At 64.6% G+C, this 17,795-nt stretch carries 11 protein-coding genes; 4 read left to right on the plus strand and 7 right to left on the minus strand.

All coding sequences use genetic code 11. The features are described from left to right. A partial coding sequence (locus ABD719_RS18120) for a penicillin acylase family protein (RefSeq protein WP_344694766.1) occupies positions 1-424 on the plus strand: 424 nt, incomplete at its 5' end. A gap of 82 nt (positions 425-506) precedes the next feature. Here the strand turns inward: ABD719_RS18120 and ABD719_RS18125 are convergent. From ABD719_RS18125 to ABD719_RS18150, 6 genes are all read right to left on the minus strand, one after another. Then, the gene (locus ABD719_RS18125) at positions 507-1,616 is read right to left on the minus strand and encodes an acetate/propionate family kinase (protein ID WP_344694767.1); all 1,110 of its coding nucleotides are present in this window, start codon (positions 1,614-1,616) and stop codon (positions 507-509) included. Then, entirely contained in the window at positions 1,604-4,018 is a 2,415-nt protein-coding gene (locus ABD719_RS18130; RefSeq protein WP_344694768.1) for a phosphoketolase family protein, read from the minus strand. The genes ABD719_RS18125 and ABD719_RS18130 overlap by 13 nt, the downstream gene beginning before the upstream one ends. Before the next feature lie 2 nt (positions 4,019-4,020). Then, positions 4,021-4,191 carry a hypothetical protein gene (locus tag ABD719_RS18135; protein WP_344694769.1) on the minus strand — a complete coding sequence of 57 codons (171 nt, stop codon included), beginning with the start codon at positions 4,189-4,191 and terminating at the stop codon, positions 4,021-4,023. Positions 4,192-4,510: 319 nt separating this feature from the next. Next, a complete protein-coding gene (locus tag ABD719_RS18140) occupies positions 4,511-6,919 on the minus strand; it encodes a glycoside hydrolase family 3 N-terminal domain-containing protein (RefSeq protein ID WP_425567217.1) in 2,409 nt (802 codons plus the stop codon). A 222-nt stretch (positions 6,920-7,141) separates the two neighbouring features. Continuing rightward, a complete protein-coding gene (locus tag ABD719_RS18145; RefSeq protein ID WP_344694771.1) occupies positions 7,142-8,722 on the minus strand; it encodes an MGH1-like glycoside hydrolase domain-containing protein in 1,581 nt (526 codons plus the stop codon). Next, a complete protein-coding gene (locus ABD719_RS18150) occupies positions 8,719-10,386 on the minus strand; it encodes a glycoside hydrolase family 43 protein (RefSeq protein WP_344694772.1) in 1,668 nt (555 codons plus the stop codon). The genes ABD719_RS18145 and ABD719_RS18150 overlap by 4 nt, the downstream gene beginning before the upstream one ends. Positions 10,387-10,598: 212 nt before the next feature. Here ABD719_RS18150 and ABD719_RS18155 point away from each other — a divergent pair, with 212 nt between their 5' ends. Together ABD719_RS18155 and ABD719_RS18160 are read left to right on the plus strand one after the other, a co-directional pair. Then, positions 10,599-13,724: a TonB-dependent receptor domain-containing protein gene (locus ABD719_RS18155; protein ID WP_344694773.1), complete on the plus strand. Its 3,126-nt coding sequence runs from the start codon at positions 10,599-10,601 to the stop codon at positions 13,722-13,724. Positions 13,725-13,771: 47 nt separating this feature from the next. Continuing rightward, positions 13,772-15,337 carry a rhamnogalacturonidase gene (locus ABD719_RS18160; RefSeq protein WP_344694774.1) on the plus strand — a complete coding sequence of 522 codons (1,566 nt, stop codon included), beginning with the start codon at positions 13,772-13,774 and terminating at the stop codon, positions 15,335-15,337. On the opposite strand, the gene ABD719_RS18165 is transcribed toward ABD719_RS18160, so the two are convergent. Continuing rightward, a complete protein-coding gene (locus ABD719_RS18165; RefSeq protein WP_344694775.1) occupies positions 15,334-16,461 on the minus strand; it encodes an endo-1,4-beta-xylanase in 1,128 nt (375 codons plus the stop codon). The two genes, ABD719_RS18160 and ABD719_RS18165, sit on opposite strands and share 4 nt — an antisense overlap. Positions 16,462-16,579: 118 nt before the next feature. Here ABD719_RS18165 and ABD719_RS18170 point away from each other — a divergent pair, with 118 nt between their 5' ends. Then, positions 16,580-17,785, plus strand: a complete 1,206-nt coding sequence (locus tag ABD719_RS18170; RefSeq protein ID WP_344694776.1) for a polysaccharide deacetylase family protein — start codon at positions 16,580-16,582, stop codon at positions 17,783-17,785. Positions 17,786-17,795: the final 10 nt, after the last annotated feature.

The raw sequence follows: 17,795 nt of genomic DNA on the forward strand, positions 1-17,795 counted from the left end.
GGCGGTCGGGCAACTGACGCGCGATTTCGGCAGCTGGAATACGCCATGGAACGCGATCAACCGCTTCCAGCGGCTCGACGGTGCCATCCGACCGCACTTCGACGACGCGAAGCCGTCGACGCCGGTGTCCTTCACCTCGGCGCAGTGGGGTAGCCTCGCCTCTTTCGGCGCGAAGACGTGGCCGGGAACGAAGCGCTATTATGGCACCAGCGGCAACAGCTTCGTCGCGGTGGTCGAGTTCGGCCCGCGCGTGAGGGCGATGGCCGTAATGGCGGGCGGGCAGAGTGGTAATCAGGCCTCATTGCACTTTGCTGACCAGATCGACCGCTACGCCACTGGTCGCCTTCGGCCTGTCTACTTTTATCCCGACGAACTCGCTGGTCACGTCGAGCGGGTCTATCGTCCCGGTGGCGACGCTCCTTGATCGCCGGCGACTGCGTTGAAAGCACGCGCGACTGGTTGGACCCAGAAGCGGCCGGTCTACCCGATTTACCGCCTTCCCAACTTCAGCCATTCGGTAATCGGCGCGCTGAGACCGGCAGGTGATGCCACGCCGCCGTATCATGCGCCACGCCCGCCCGCATAAGCGCCGACGCATTCCACGCGATCTGCTCTTCCTCGTTGGGCGAGCAGGCTCTGACGTTTCCCGCATCCGCGCCCTGCGCGACCCCGGCCCAGGCAAGATCGGCGCATATCGCGTTCCGCGTCTCGGCATCATGCTCGCCGATGCCACCGCTGAAGACGAGTAGATCGAGGCCGCCCAAGCTGGCGATCATCGCCGCGATCTGCTTGGCGACCGATCGGCAGAAGATGTCGATGGCGAGCCGGGCGTCGGGAAGTGCGGGTGCCAACCGTCGAAGTATCTGCAGATCGCCGCTCCGGTCCGAGATGCCTAGGAGGCCAGACTCGCGATCGAGCAATTCCTCCAGCCGGCCAGCCGTCATCCCGTGCTCGCGCAGCAGGAACAGCAGCAGGCCCGGATCAAGGTCGCCGCTGCGGGTGGCCATCACGACGCCCCCCGAGGGCGTCAGCCCCATCGAGGTGTCGACCGATGCGCCGTCCAGAACCGCCGTCACGCTTGCCCCGCTGCCGAGATGAGCGATCACCAGCCGCTTGGGCAGGTCGGCGCCGAACTGGCGCACGATCGACTGGCAGGACAGGCCGTGAAAGCCGTAACGCCTGACCCCTGCGGCCTGAAGCGCCCTGGGAACGGGCAGGACGGCGGCGATCGCCGGCAGGTGTTCGTGGAAGCCCGTGTCGAAACAGGCGATCTGCAGCGTGCCTGGGTAGCGGCGCCGCGCCGCCGCGATCAGGTCCAGCGCGACCGGCCCATGCAGGGGCGCAAACGCGCATGCCGCCCTGAGGTTGGAGAGAACACGGTCGTCGATCAGGGTCGGCCGGAACAGCGTTGGCCCGCCGTGCACGATGCGGTGGCCGATCGCATTGGGACGCGCTCCGCCCAGCTTCGCTGCGATCTCGTCGAAGCCGGCGGTGTGATTGGGTCTACTTTCGACCGCGCCGGACACCACTGTTTCCGCCCGGCACTCCCCAACGACGAACGCACCGTATTTCAGTGACGACGACCCGCCGTTGATCGCCAGAATCAACGTTTCCATCGCCAGTCCCGGACCTCAGGCAAATCGTCTCCCTCTTCGGCCACGTAGAGTTTGTGACGCTCCATCATCGCCCAGTAGCGGGCGGTCTCTGCGGGCACGCGATTCTTCAGCCGCGGCACGCGCTCGATCGCGTCGAGTGCGAGCCGGTATCGATCCAGGTCGTTCATGACGACCATGTCGAACGGCGTCGTCGTCGTCCCCTCGCCCTTGTAGCCGCGGACGTGAAAGTTGTGGTGGCCGTGGCGGGCGTAGGCCAACCGATGCACCAGCGAGGGATAGCCGTGGAAGGCGAAGATAACCGGCCGGTCGGTGGTGAACATTGCGTCGAACGCGCGATCGTCCAGCCCGTGCGGGTGTTCCGACTGAGGTTGCAGCACCATGAGATCGACGACGTTGACCACCCGGACCCGGATGTCAGGCACATACTCCCGCAATAGGGTCGCCGCCGCGAGCGTCTCGAGCGTCGGCACATCGCCCGCGCAGGCCAGCACCACGTCGGGCTCGCCGGCGTCGCTCGCCCAATCCCAGATGCCGGCACCGATCGTGCAGTGGCGCACCGCTTCGTCGATCGTCAGCCACTGCCATTCGGGCTGCTTGCCGGCGACGATCACGTTCACATAGTTGCGGCTGCGCAGGCAGTGATCGGCAACCGACAACAGACAGTTGGCATCGGGCGGGAGATAGATGCGGGCAACCTCCGCCGTCCTGTTTGCCACATGGTCAAGGAATCCCGGATCCTGGTGCGACGAACCGTTGTGATCCTGCCGCCAGACGTGCGACGTCAGCAGGTAGTTAAGTGACGCGATCGGCTTGCGCCACGGGATCGCGCGCGTGGTCTTCAGCCACTTCGCATGTTGGTTCACCATCGAATCGACGATGTGGACGAACGCCTCGTAGCATGAGAACAGGCCGTGGCGGCCGGTGAGGAGATAGCCTTCCAACCAGCCCTGGCAGAGATGCTCGCTCAGCACCTCCATGACGCGGCCGTCCTGGGCAAGGTCGGTGTCATTCGGTCCGACTTCCGCCATCCACGTCTTGCCGGTCACGTTGTACACCGCCTGCAGGCGGTTCGAGGCGGTCTCGTCGGGGCCGAATAGCCGCATGTTCGACGCACCCAGGTTAAGGGCCATCGCCTCCTTCAGGTAGCTGCCGAGCGTCGCCGTGGCGGCCGCTCTAACGGCACCCGGCGCAGCGAGCGCAACCGCGTGCGACCGAAAATCAGGCAGCGCGAGCGCCCGCATCAGCTCGCCGCCATTGGCATGGGGGTTGGAGCCCATCCGGCTGTGCCCGGTCGGTGCCAGCGAGGCGAAATCTTCGCGGAACTTGCCGGCGGCGTCGAACAGCTCCTCCGCTTTGTAGCTCCTCAGCCAATCTTCCAGTTGCACGAGGTGCTCAGGATCGGCGAAGTCGGCGATCGGCACCTGATGCGCGCGCCAGGTGCCCTCGACCGGCTTGCCGTCAACGATCTTCGGCCCGGTCCACCCCTTGGGCGTGCGCAGCACGATCATCGGCCAGCGAGGCCGCAACCCGCTTGGCGTGGCCGACCGGGCCTCGCGCTGGATCGTGCGGATATGGTCGAGCACCGTGTCGAGCGCCCCCGCCAGCTGCTGGTGGACGAGCATCGGGTCATCACCTTCGACGAAGAACGGCTCGTGACCGTATCCGCGCAGCAGGCTGGCAAGCTCCTCGTCGCCGATCCGGGCGAGCACGGTCGGGTTGGCAATCTTGAAGCCGTTGAGGTGCAGGATCGGCAGCACCGCGCCGTCGCGCGCGGGATTGAGGAACTTGTTGCTGTGCCAGCTCGCTGCCAGCGCCCCCGTCTCCGCCTCGCCGTCGCCGATCACGCAGCCGACGATCAGGTCCGGATTATCGAACGCGGCACCGTAAGCGTGGGCAAGCGAATAGCCAAGCTCGCCACCTTCATGGATCGAACCCGGCGTCTCCGGCGCGACATGACTCGGGATGCCGCCAGGCCAGGAGAACTGGCGGAACAGCCGCTCCATGCCGCCACGGCTACGTTCGATGGCGGGGTAGCGCTCGGTGTACGACCCTTCGAGATAGGTATTCGCGACGATACCGGGGCCGCCATGGCCGGGGCCGATGATCGCGATCATGTCGAGGTCGTGCTCGACGATGAGCCGGTTAAGATGGACGTAGATTAGGTTCAGCCCCGGCGTGGTGCCCCAATGGCCGAGCAGCCGGGGCTTGATGTCGGCCATCGTCAGCGGGCGTTCCAGTAGCGGGTTGGCGCGCAGATATATTTGGCCGACTGAGAGGTAGTTCGCCGCCCGCCAATAGCCGTGCATCCGCTGCAGCAAATCCGGCGACAGGGGCGACGCCTTTGCCACGCGGATGTCTACATGAGGATCGGCGAAGGGCGGGCGTTGCAGCAGCGCATCCATGCTCAAACGACCTCGCCGTCGACCAGCGGTTCAGCGGGGCGCGCTTGGCCGGCCGCCGAATGTAGGTCGGCCAGTTTGTTATGAATGATGCGTTCGACGTTGCTGGCCGACTGATCGGCCATCTGCCGCTCGTTGCGTGCGCGCGCCAAATGATTGCTGCGGATAATCGGCATGACCGTCTCCCAAATCAAAGCGGGAGCGCTAGCGGTCTCTCAGCCGTCGCGGTGCCCAGGGCGGAAGCGACGATGAACCTCATTACCACGTCGTCGCTGTGTGGACTAACGATCTCTGAGCCTGCGAACTGGCGGACAGCTCGGTCGCTGGCGAAACGACCCACAATCAGACGTTCACGCCCCCTTCTCCGCTGCCCAACTCCAGACGCCTGTTCATCTCCACGTTATGACGGTGGCTCCTTACGCAGAGGGGGCCAGGGCCAGGATCGATACGCTCCAAAATCTCGAATCCTAGTTGGCGCGAGGAGAACGATATGGATCAGTGAACCGTCAGCGTCGTCGTATTTAGCGCGGCTGAACTGTTGCCTGCGCTGATCGTGAACGTGCCCGGTTCGACGACCCGCTGCATCGCGACGTTCCATAAAGAGAAGTCGGCAGTCTTCAGGTCGAATGTGACCGTCCGCTTTTCACCTGGTTGCAACGTTACACGCTGGAAGTGCTTGAGTTCGAGCACTGGCCGGGTGACTGTCGCTTCATCGTCGTGAACATAAAGCTGGACGACCTCGTCACCGGCACGTTGACCAGTGTTAGCGACGTCGACCGCCACGCGCACCGTCTCGTTGCGGCCAATCGTCGACCGGGCCAGCCGCGGAGCGCCAACATCGAAGCTAGTGTAGGACAGGCCGTAGCCGAATGGATAGAGCGGGGCGGTGGTGTCAAACAAATAGCCGCGCCGCGCTGTCGGCTTGTGGTTGTAAAAAATCGGCAACTGGCCTTCGCTACGCGGAACCGACACGGGCAGCTTGCCGCCGGGGTTGGCTCGGCCGAGCACGATGTCGGCGACAGCGTTGCCGGTTTCCTGGCCCAGATACCAGCCCTCGATAATTGCGGGGGCGTTTGCATCCAGATAGGTAGCGGCAAGCGGACTGCCGTTGAGCAATACTACCACCACCGGCTTGCCGATCGCAAACAGGCGGCGGGCCAATTCATTTTGGTCACCGATCAGGTCGAGCTTCTGCCGGTCGCCGAGATGCTGGTCGGCCCAAGCCTCGCGGCTAAGCTGTTCATTCTGGCCCAGCACCAGCAGAATCGTGTCAGCCTGCGCCGCCTTGGCGACCGCTTCCTCGATCAGCGGCGCGTTTTCGGTCGGCGCGACCAGTTCGACCTTGTCAGCGGCCCATTGGCGATTGCGGGTCAGGCGGACGCCCTCTGCATAATCGACCAGGAAACGGCCCCGCGCGGCCTGCTGCATTCCTTCCAAGACACTCACAACATGCTTTGGCACGTCCGAATATCCACCGATCGGGGTGTCGCGGGCATGGGTACCGACGACCAACATCCGACCGACCCTAGCCGCGTCGAGCGGGAGAAGGTTATTTTGGTTCTTGAGCAGTACCACCGAACGGACAGCGGCTTCGCGGGCCAGCGCGATCGCATCGGGCGTAGCGGTCTTGGCGTCGGCGGTGCGGGCATCGGCATACGGGTTTTCGAATAGCCCCATCCGGAATTTCATGGTCAGGATGCGGCGTACCGCCTTGTCGACCTGTTCCTGCGGCACCTGTCCGGACCTGACCATCTGTGCCAGCGTCGTCCAGCCCTCAGCATCGGGAAGCTCCATGTCGACCCCGGCATCGAGCGCGCGGCGGCCGGCGGCGGCCATGTCAGTGCCATACAGCTTGTGGCGGGTATTCAGTTCCTTGATCGCGAAATAGTCGCTGACCACTGAGCCCTGATAGCCCCATTCGCGGCGCAGCACGTCATCGAGCAACCACTTGTTAGCGTGGCTAGGGATGCCGTCAATCTCATTGTACGACGCCATCACCGCCTGCACCGGCAGTTCCTTCACCGTGCGTTCGAACGGCGGGAAGAAGATTTCGCGCAGTGTCCGTTCGGATATGTTAGCCGGGCCAACATTGGTGCCGTTCTCTGGTTGGCCATGGCCGGTCATGTGCTTCAGCGTGACCATCACTTTGTCGCGCTTGAGTGGTAGGGTGGCGCCTTGGAACCCGCGGATCGCGGCCAGACCCATTTCACTGACCAGCACTGGATCCTCGCCATAGGTTTCCTCGATCCGGCCCCAGCGTGGGTCGCGGGCGACGTCCACTACGGGGGCGAGCGCCAGATTGGCGCCACGGGCGCGCATTTCGCGGGCAGCGACGCTAAACACGCGTTCAACCAATGCAGGGTCCCACGATGATGCTAGCGCGATTGACTGTGGGAAGCTGGTGGCGCCACGTGCGACATAGCCATGCAATGCCTCCTCATGCATAATCATCGGGATGCCAAGCCTAGTCTGTTCAACTGCCCAGCGCTGTGCGGCATTGACATAGTCGGCGGTTTCCCGCGCAGTGCGGTTGACCGCGTCGGCAACGGCGCCGGCGGCGTTGTTGCTGGTGGTGACGCCACGCTTGTCCGAGGGACGGGTGATCTGGCCAAGACCATTGGGAAAAACGCGCGATGCCTTCGACCCGGAAAAATTGCCACTCGCATCCTGGATGCTGCCCTTCTTTTCCCAGACGCCGATCATCTGGGCGACCTTTTCCTCCAGCGTCATGCGGTGCAGCAGGTCCTCGACCCGGATCGCGACTGGCTGCGAGGCGTCCTTGTACGGGGCAAATTTGGCCGGAGCGGGCCGATTGGGGCTGGTCTGCGCCACGAGAGTGCCAGTCGCTGCAGTCACTAGTAGACAGGCCAGCACTAGGCGAACAGGCTTAGCCCGCTGATTCATGATTTTTCTCCCATGCGATGCGGCATACGATCCGACTACCGCCCACATGTGGTAGCGCTATAATCTATCTCGTGATGTGATATCCGTCAACGCATCGCCCCTTTTAACTTGATTAGTTCGGCGTCAGTGGCACGACCCACTGCCGGCCATTTGCCGTGGCCCTTCTCCAAAATCAGACGTTCATTCATGTAAACTTATCAGTGAGTACCCTGCTTAGTTTTGTCAGGCGGGCTCAGGCGGCAGATCACGATTGGCGACGATGTCGAGCCGGCGGGGCGGACGCCCCGGCAGTCGCAGCGTCGGTCGTTGGCGTGTCGTTTCGATCCCGCGCAGCGACAGTAGTTGCCCGTCCGCAGCAGTGACGAGGCGTACCGCACCGCCGTTGACCCGTGCGACGGTCTTTCCTGCCAACGTCAGCGTAGCGCCCTCGCCATCATAATCGATCGTAGCCAGCCAGCCGTTGTCCATAGTCCGGGCAAGCCGTGTGCCGCGCGCGGCGGCATGGTGCGGACGAACGTTCCAGTGGATCGTCGCCCCCTCCTGCCGCACTCCGACCAGTCGCCAAGTATAATCCACCATCACCAGCGCGGCGGGCGAATAGCCGGCCTGGTCCGCCTGCGTGAACCGCCCGGTCAGGGGATCGAGCTGCTGGCGCATCGACGGATCGGCTTGGATCGCGTCGCACCACGCGTTCATCATCGTCGTGAAGTCAGCAGATCGACGGTAATGATCAAACCACCGTCCCGCCCGCAGCGCCGTCAGCGCCTGCGACGCGCCGCCCCAGCTGTTGGCGGGGATCGGCCGCACGAACCCCGGATCGTCGAGTGCAATCGAGGTCAGCGGCACTGTCGCCCAGAACGCCTTCGGATTGCCGAGCTGGCGTTGCCAGATCGTATCAAACATAGCTTGGTCGACGACGTGTTCGCCACAGACCCGGCTGATCACGTCGCTGCGCACGCGCACGAACGCTTCCTGTGGATCGCGGTCGTAGAACGCAGCGTCGCCGGCATCATAGAGGCGGGTGAGGATCAGGTGACGGATCACGTCGGCACGCTCCTCCCACCGATCGGCCTCGGTCGCCTTGCCCAGCGCACGCGCCATCGCGGCGAGCGCCCGGCGGCCGCCGAACACCGTCGCAGACAGGTCGGGGCACAGCCGCGGCAGCGCCGGCAGCGGATGATGCACGGCAGCGTTCTTGTTCGGGCATTGGTTGGGCAGCCCGGCCCAGCGCGGGCTGTTGTCGTGGCCGGTATCGTACGTGCAAAACCCCTCGATCAAGCCGGTACCGCGCGTGTTCCGGAAACGGACCAGCCAATCGTCCCATGCCGAACAGGCCCGATAGGCCTGAGCCAACAGCGCGTCGTCTCCCGTCGCGCGCGCCAATTCCCACGCCGTTGCGGCGATCGGCACGACCATCTGAATTTGGCCGAAGCCAGTTTCAATGATCTTGTTATTCGCGGGCATTTGGCCGTTCGCACGTTGCAGGTCAAAGAAGGTAGTATGGCTGTTCCGCGCGACATCGGGCCGCCAATGCCGATAGACGAGCGCCTCGTGAGGTCCGCATTCCTGCCAAATACCTTGATAGGTCGCCCCTTCGATTAGTACCGGCGCATCGACATAGGGCATGACACGGACATTGGTGGCGAGAACCGCCAGCGCCTTGTCGTAGGCCACCTGCCAACGCGAATTGGCGGTGGCGAAGGTGGGTGCCGGTCCCGCCGGGGCCGCGGCGGATACGGCGTGGGGCAGCGCGACGACCGCGGCGGTCGCTGTCGATCCGGCAAGGAAATGGCGGCGGTTCATCGGCTGCTTCCGGTGGGTGGCGGGGTGTCGACGGTGACGCGGTCGATATCTACCGATCCCCCCGGCATCCCGCGGGTGAAGGTGAACAGCGCCGGCCGCGACCCTTTCCACCATGAGAAACGCGCTAGCGCAACGGCGCTCCCGATCGGCGCGAAGGTCCGGCCGTCGGTGCTATAGCTATAGGCCACGCGCTGATCAGGGGTCACGACCGCCCGCAGGTCGATCTGGTCGCCGGTGAACACCGGGCCAACCTTCTCTGCCCCCTCGACGGCCAGCGTGACGCGAGTAACGCCACCGGTGCGGACCAGCCCAACCCAGCTCGGGCGGACGCCGAACAGCGAAAGGCCAGCGCGTTGCCCGTCCGCCATGGCGAGGGGATCGAGGCGTGCGGTGATCCGGCTCGACGGGCCCTGCAGTATCTGGGTCAGAGTGTTACGTGCGGTGACGAGATGCTCGGCCCGCCCGGCAATGAGACGGAGGTGGCCGGGCCTAACGGATAGGCTCCATGCCCGGTCATCGGGATTGTGATTCCATTCCCATTGCGGCCCCAGCGTCCGTGCCGTGAAATCATCGGATGCCTGGATGTGATAGCGCGAGCCCGTGCCCGTGTCGGGGACGGCATGTCGAGCGACCGGCTGACCTGCGGTCGATCTGGGGATCGGATCGCCGATCAGCGGCCAGCCGTCGACCCAACGCAACGGTTGTAGATGCGTGATCCGCCCGAACGCGCCGGTGGAATTGAAATGCAGGAACCACCCCTGCCCCGACGGCGTCTCCACCCACCCGCCCTGATGCGGCCCCTGCAAGGCCGTCGCGCCCTGTTGCAGCACTACGCGTTGCTGATAAGGGCCACGGATGTCGCGGGCACGTAGCGCCGCCTGAGCGCCCTTCTCCACCCCGCCGAAGGGAGCGAGGATGTAGTACCAGCCCTCCCGCTTGTATAGCTTCGGCCCCTCCAAGATCGGCAGGTTTATCTTGTCCTCGACGATGGTAGTGCCGGCATCAAGCACCCGACTACCGTCCGCGCTCATCCTGTGCAGGATGAGCGGTCCGGCGCCGTGGCGCGAATGGACCAGCCAGGCCGTGCCGTCGTCGTCCCAGAACGGGCACGGGTCTTCCAGCAGCGGTTGGTCAATCACCTTCACCGGCGCGGTCCACGGCCCCGCCGCCGCGGCGGCGGTCGCCATGAATATGCCCTCGTCCGGTGTCGCCCAATAGACGTAGAAGCGGCCGCTATGGTGCCGTATGGACGGTGCCCAGACACCACCGGCATAGCGCGTGCCACCTACCGGTTTTGAGGTCGAGTCAGTCAGCGTGTGCGGTCCTGGCATGTCATATTGCGGCGCGAACGGCAGTCGCGGCAGGACATGGCTTAGGATGCGCCAATGGACGAGATCGCGTGAATGCAGCACCGGGATGCCGGGCGAAAAATGAAAGCTGGAGGCGACCAGGTAATAGTCCCTGCCGACGCGGATGACGTCGGGATCGGAATAGTCCGCGAACAGCACCGGATTGGTATAGGTCGCCAGCGATGCCGGAACGGCAGCGGTCACGGGCATGGCGATCACCACGAGCGCCAGCAACCTGATGGGTATCGCCGACCCGACCCTGGGGTAACGATCGAACCAATGCCGTGCCACGGCGACGATCGTGGATTTGCCCATGCATCTCTCCGTGTCGGCCTCCCCGCTAATCAGGAAGACTGACGTGATTCGGGTCTGATCAGCACTGCGCCTTAGCAGGAACTGATCGTCCCAATTTCTATTGACCGTCAGTGATAACGGTATCATACGAAAGTCACAAGAGCGGGCCATCCCGCCGAACGTAAGCAGAAGCCATCATTGCGATAGCGACGATGAACAAGAGGGAGGATAGCATGAAAGCCACGATCCATAAGCGCCGCCTACTCACAGGCACCATCCTTACCGCCATCGTCGGAACAACCCTTACGGCGACTGCCGCTGCACAGACGGCACCACAGCCTGGCGCTGTGCCAGCGCTGGCACAGACTGCTGAGTCGACGGAGTCGGAGGCACAGACCGCCAATCCTCCTGAGGGCGAGGACATCGTCGTTACCGGATCGCGCATTGCCCGCAACGGATTCGATGCCTCGACCCCGGTCAGCGTGATCGGTGCGGACGACATCAAGCTGTCAGGCAATGTCAATGTCGAGCGCACTCTGGCGCAGATCCCGCAAGCGGTAGGCTCCCAACTAGGTGGAGCCACGTCGAACACGGTGCCGGGCGGCTATGCCGACGTTAATCTGCGCGGCTTTGGGTCGCAGCGGAACCTCGTCCTCGTCAACGGCCGGCGCTTCGCGATCTTCGGGCCGGAGCAGGTTGTCGATCTCAACACCATTCCCTCCACGCTCGTGCAGCGGACCGAAATCGTCACGGGCGGTTCGTCCGCGGTGTACGGATCGGATGCGATCACCGGTGTGGTGAACTTCATCATCCGCGACGATTTCGAGGGCGTGGAGGGACGTGCGCAGCTCAATATGGATCGACCGACCGGCACCCCGACCTATAATTTCGACCTGACGCTCGGTGGAAACTTCGCGGACAATCGCGGCAATCTCGTGGTGTCGGGCAACTACCTCAAGCGAGGTGCGATCACGCGGGGTGAGCGCGGGAGCTTCGCCTACGATTCGCTGGTCGACGGTTGCGTAGTGCGAGGCAGCGGCAGTGCCAACGGTGCGGGCACGCCCTTCACTCAGACCGGTACCAACGGCTGCGTCACGGCCGGCGGCGAGCTGGGCTTCATCAGAAGCGGCAGTGGGGACATTCCCAATGGCCGCTTCTCCGGCATCCCGGCGGCGGGCGGCGGCAACGCGGCGCTTAACGCCGCCTATGCTGCGGCGGGGCTCTCGGGTCTGGGTAGCCGAGGCTTCACCTTCAATGACGCCGGCACTGCCGCACGGCCAGCCCTGACCCCTCAGGACGATTTCAACCTAGGGCCGTTCAACTACCTCATCCAGCCGCAGGAGCGGTGGATGATAAACAGCTTTGGTCACTACGACTTCACGGACAGCATTACCGGTTATACCGAGCTGCATTACAGCAACAACGTGGTCGATGCCCAACTCGCGCCGACCAACATCGGCACGACTACGCTGTTCGACGTCAACAATCCCTATCTGACCCTCGCGCTGCGCGACGTGTTCCGCCAGCTCGACCTCAGGGAGACGGGCGTCACGACCGTCACGGCTGGCACCGCGACACTGACCAACCGTCCCGGCGACGGGTTGGCCGCCATCACCGCCGGCCGCCGCTACGTCGAGGTCGGCCCGCGCCTGGCGACCGAGCGGCGCAACGTGTTCCGCGGCGCCTGGGGCGTGCGTGGCACGCTGGGCGACGTATCGGAGAACTTCCTCACCGATCTCAAATACGACGTCTACTATACCTATGCCCGCAGCGAGGACACGTTGCTGCTCCGGAACGCCATCTCGCGCAGCCGGCTGCAGGCGGCCTTGTTGCCGGTGAACGGCGCGGCCCCGATCTGCAACATCTTCGGCGCAAACATAACCGACGCCTGCGCCTCGGCGATCCGGATCAGCGCCACCAACTCTACGCTGGCGACCCAGCAGGTGGCACAAGGCAGCCTGACCGGCACGCTGTTCAAGCTGCCCGCCGGCCCGGTCGGGTTCTCCTATGGCTATGAATGGCGCAAAACGAGCGCGCAGTTCACGCCGGACAGCTTCCTCGCATCGGGCGACGTCGCCGGCTTCAACCCTGGCCTCCCGACCCGCGGCTCGACCACCGTAAAGGAAGTGTTCGGGGAGATCCGCGTGCCGATCATCCACGACACGCCCTTCATCGAAAGTCTCGTCGCCAACGGCGCGTTCCGCTACTCCAGCTACAATCTATCGGGCGTCGGCGGCCAGTGGACCTATCTGGGCGGGGCCGACTGGAAGGTGAACCGCGACATCGCCTTTCGCGGCCAGTATCAGCGCGCCATCCGTGCACCGTCCGTGGCGGAGCTGTACGGCGGCACCAGCCGCGTGGTCGGCGTGACCACCGATCCCTGCTCCAACCGCGCGGCGGTAGCGCAGCAGACCGCGGCAGTTCGCGCCCTCTGCATCGCGACCGGCGTGCCGGCGGGACAGGTGTTCAGCTCCCAGGTACAGCCAAATAACATCTTTGCGGCGGATTTCGGTGGCAACCCCAATCTTGGCGCGGAGAAGTCGGACACCTACACCGCAGGTGTCGTCGTCACCCCCACTGCTGTGCCCCGCCTGTATCTCAGCATCGACTACTTCAACGTCGGACTGAAAGGCGCGATCTCGGCGCTGGGGGGCGGTGCCCAAAACACGCTCAACCTCTGCTACAATGTCCTCCAAGACACGAGCAGCGAGTTCTGCCGCGCTATCAACCGTAATCCTGCGACGGGCGAGATCAACGATCCGTTCGTGCTGAAGGTACTCAACGCCAATACCGGTGAACTGAAGACCTCGGGTATAGACTTTGCCGCGCGCTACTCGATCAATCTCGGTTTCGGTCTGCCCGGCTTCGGCGAGTCGAGCCGCCTCGATTTTGGCACCAACTATAGCTGGCTGGCCGAGTTCAACTCGGTGCCAGTCGCGGCGCTGCCGCAGATAGAAAACAAGTGCGCCGGTTCGTTTGGCACAACATGCGGCCAGCCGCTGCCGCAGTGGCGGGGCACGTCGCGGATAACGTGGACCACGGGTGATCTCGGTCTGTCGCTGCGCCATCGTTACATCGGCCCGGTGACCACCGACCGCTACACGCTGCCGCTGCGCCAAGGCTCGGCGACGACGCCGACGCTCGACAGCCTGGTCTATCCCAAGCTCGGCGACGAGAACTACTTCGACCTATCGTTCAATTATGATGTCGCCAAAGGCGTGCAGGTGTTCGGCGGGGCGAACAACGTGTTCAACAACAATCCGCCCATCACCACCCAAGGGCCGAGCGCCAACACCTTCTCAGCAACCTACGACGTGCTGGGCACCGAATTCTTTCTTGGTGCGACGCTGAAGTTCTAAGTAGCAACCGTCGCCCCGTCCTGTCCGTCGACCAAGGAACCGCTGTCATGCCCCCTGCCATCACCGATCGTCGCGCCTTGGTCACGGGGGGCGTGGCATTGGCGGCGATGGCAGCGGTGCCGGCCTATGGCGCGGGCGAAGGCTGGACGAGCGTCGGCCGCTACGGGGCGAAGGGCAACGGCGTCGCGATCGATTCCGATGCGATCAACCGTGCGATCGACGACGTCGCGAAGCGGGGCGGCGGTACGGTGTACGTGCCCGCCGGCACCTACGCCTGCTACACGATCCGGCTTAGGAGCCGGATCACGCTGTATCTGGAAAACGGTGCCGTCCTGCTGGCCGCCGCCCCTACCCCTGCCCGCGGCTACGACCTTGCCGAACCGATCGACCCGGCGATCGCGGGGTATCAGGATTTCGGCCACAGTCACTGGCGCAACAGCCTGCTTCATGGCGAGGGGTTGCACGACGTGACGATCGCCGGGCCGGGACTGATCTGGGGCAAGGGGCTGGGGCGCGGCGACGGCAAGGACAACTGGCTGTCCGATCCCAACGGGCCCGGCACCGCCAACAAGGCGATCGGGCTGAAGAACTGCCGAGGCGTGACGCTGCGCGATTTCCGCATGCTTGAGGGCGGCTGGTTCGCGATCCTGGCGACCGGCGTTGACAACCTGACGATCGACAACCTGTTGATCGACACGAACCGCGACGGCATCGACATTGATTGCTGCCGCAACGTGCGGGTCAGTAACTGCACCGTCAACGCGCCGTGGGACGATGCGATCTGCCCCAAGAGCAGCTATGCGCTCGGCGAGGCACGGATCACCGAGAACGTCACGATCACCGGCTGCGTCGTGATGGGGAATTATCAGGTCGGCTCCGTCCTTGACGGCAGCTGGCGGCGGATGCCGCCCGAATTCGCACCCCGGATACACGGCCGGATCAAATGCGGCACGGAAAGCAATGGTGGTTTCCGCAACGTCGCGATCACCAACTGCGTGTTTGAGGACAGTCGCGGCCTTGCCTTCGAGACGGTCGACGGCGGTGTGATCGAGGAGGTCGCCGTCTCCAACATCACGATGCGCGGCATCGTCGACGCCCCAATATTCTTGCGGCTGGGCAAGCGGATGCGCGGTCCCGCCGGACGGCCGATCGGATCGCTGCGTCGCGTCGCGATTGACAATGTCGTCAGCGCCGGCGCGACGATGCTGCCCTCGGTGATTGCCGGATTGGCGGACCACCCGATCGAGGACGTGCGGATTTCCGACAGTCATTTTCATCATGTCGGCGGGGCGGCCGCAGCGATGGCGGCGCGACGCCCTCCCGAAAACGAGCTGGGCTATCCGGAGGCGACGATGTTCGGCGACCTACCCGCGACCGGTTTCTTCGTGCGTCACGCCCGTGGCCTGTCGATGCGCGGGGTGGAGGTGGTGACCGCTGCACCCGATCAACGACCGGCGATCCGGCTGGAGGATGTCACCGATGTCGAATTCGCCGGGATGCGCCTGCCCCGTGGTGTTGGCTATTCGCTCGACCGGGTCAGCGACTTCGCCAGCACGGGCGCGCGGGGGCGCGACGACCGCCGGATCGCCGGCCCATTTACGGGTGCTATCTAGGCGCGGGCGGGTGTCCGCGGTGCCGCGGCGGCGAAGGCGGCCGCGATCGCGTCGCGCATAGGCTTGGGCGCGAAATCGGCATCATAGGGCAAGGGGCGTTTCGGCAGGCCATCGGGCCTCGGCCGCAACGGCTGCAGCCAACTATACCGGTCGCTCAATCCCCAGCACATCACCGTCCGGCACTGTGGATAGGACAGCATCACGTCGAGATAGGCACGGGTGTGCGCCGCGACCTGCCGGTCGCGCGGGCCGATCGCACTGGGCAACGGATTGTCGTGAACATCCAGTTCGGTGACTAGCAGGTCGAGACCCATCCCTGTCACCTCGTTCAGGAAGCGCCGCCAGGCTGCCTCGTCAACCGCGCCCAGACCGGTGGGGGCCTCGCTGTACTTGCTGCCGAGATGGCTCTGGATGCCCAGCGCGGTCACCGGTGTGCCACGTCTGCGCATCCCATCCAGCAGCCGCAACACGGCATCGCGGTGGCGACCGTCGTCCGTCCGCCAGCTCATGAAATCATTATATACCAGTTCCGCCCCTGGTGCCGCGGCGCGGGCGGTGTGGAAAGCGAGATCGATCGTCGCCTCCGCCCCCAGCGGCTTCGACAGAACAGTGTCACGCAGCAGACCGGTATCGGGATCGATCGCCTCGTTGACCACGTCGAAGCTGTCGATCGCCGGAGCATAGCGCCGGGCGACCGTGTCGACATGCTCCACCAGCAGGCGTGTCGCCTCCGCCCGTGGATTGGCACCATAATCATGGATGCGGGTCCATTCCGGCATCCAGCGCTCGAAATGCCACAACAGGGTATGCCCCCGGATGCCTTTCCGATTACTTCGGGCCCAGTCGACGATCGCATCCGCCGCACGGAAATCGAACCGACGAGCATTGGGGCGCAACGCTTGCCACTTCATTTCGACTTCCGGCACCACCAGCCCGCATTGCGCGGCATTAAGCTGGCGATAGCCGGGGTCGGCGAAGTTGCCGATGCCGATCGTGCTGCCGAAACGGATACCCTTAGCGCGCGCCGATGCCGCCAACGACCGGGAGGATGCGGCGCCGACGCCGGTTGCGGCACCAAGTGCGACCGCCCCGCCGCCCGCCATCAATGTCCGTCGATCGATCATTATTTTCTCCCGGTCGTTGCTGTCACCCGCGCTGTGCTTGAGCCCCAGCCAAACGACAAGCTTGCGATATCCAATTCTAACACGCTACTGATAGCGCTAACTAGGGGGGGGGGGGATCATGACGTCGCGCTGGCTGCAGAGATGGGCAATGGCGGCGTTGCTTTTGGCGGGACTAGTGCCGAAGTTTGGCGCCATTGCCGATGCCCGTGCGCGGTCTCGCGCTTCGCCGACGTCCCACTGGCTCGCGAGATTGGGGAGCACGCAGATCATCCCGCACAAAGCCAACGTTATGCCGGAAAACCCCGCGTCGCGGGTGGCGTTGCGGCATTTCGACGCAATGTTCGATTTCGACTGGCGCTTCCGCTACCCCGTCCAGCCTAGCCAACACGCCTCCGCGCCTGACTCCGTCTACCACCTCCATCTGTCGGATGTAGATTACCGGATGATAGGCAAGGCCGTGCCGCTGACCCTGTTCGGCGAAGTGGACAACGGCACCGTCCGATCCGCGTTACCCACGATCGCGCTGACGTTCGACGACATTCCCGCCCATGGTCTGCTGCCATCCGGAGAGACGCGGGTCGGCATCATCCGGAAAATTGCCACCGCCCTGAAGCGCGCTGGGGCCCCAGCCTTCGGTTTCCTTAACGCCGGGTTCGGGCTCAACGACCCTACCGCCACGGCGGCTACCGCGGCATGGCGCGCCGCCGGCCTGCCGCTAGGCAACCACGGCTATTCGCATTACGATCTCGACCGGGTCGGCGCGGCCGCGTTCGCCGCCGACGTCGCGCGCAACGAAGCGCCGCTCGTCGCCGCGGCCGGTGAAGCGGACTGGCACTGGTTCCGCTATCCCTTCCTGTCCGAGGGACAGTCGCCCGCCATGCGCGACGCAGCCCGGGCCGATCTCAAAGCACGGGGCTACCGGATCGCAGCTGTCACGATGGGGTTCGACGACTTCAAATGGAACGAGCCCTATGCCACTTGCACCGCACGCGGTGACCGGCGGGGTATCTCCGCACTTGAGAAGAGTTTCCTTGCCGATGCCCGCACCGCCGCCCAGAATGCACGGACGCGTGCCCATGCAGTAGCGGGTCGCGACATTCCCTATGTGCTATTGATGCACGTCGGCGCGTTCGATGCGCATATGCTGCCCCTGCTGCTCGACCTTTATCGGCGGATGGGCTTCCGGTTCGTGACCCTGCCGGCGGCGCAGGCCGACCCGTTCTACGCCGCCGCGAACGACCTGTCGCTGCCAGGGCCGACGCCCTCGCTCGCCGGGCCGGCCACCCTTCCTCTTTCCGGCCCCGCGCCCGGCCTGTGTTCCTGATTTCGGAGAC

The sequence above is a fragment of the Sphingomonas cynarae genome, assembly GCF_039537815.1.
Classification (GTDB): Bacteria; Pseudomonadota; Alphaproteobacteria; order Sphingomonadales; family Sphingomonadaceae; genus Sphingomonas; species Sphingomonas cynarae.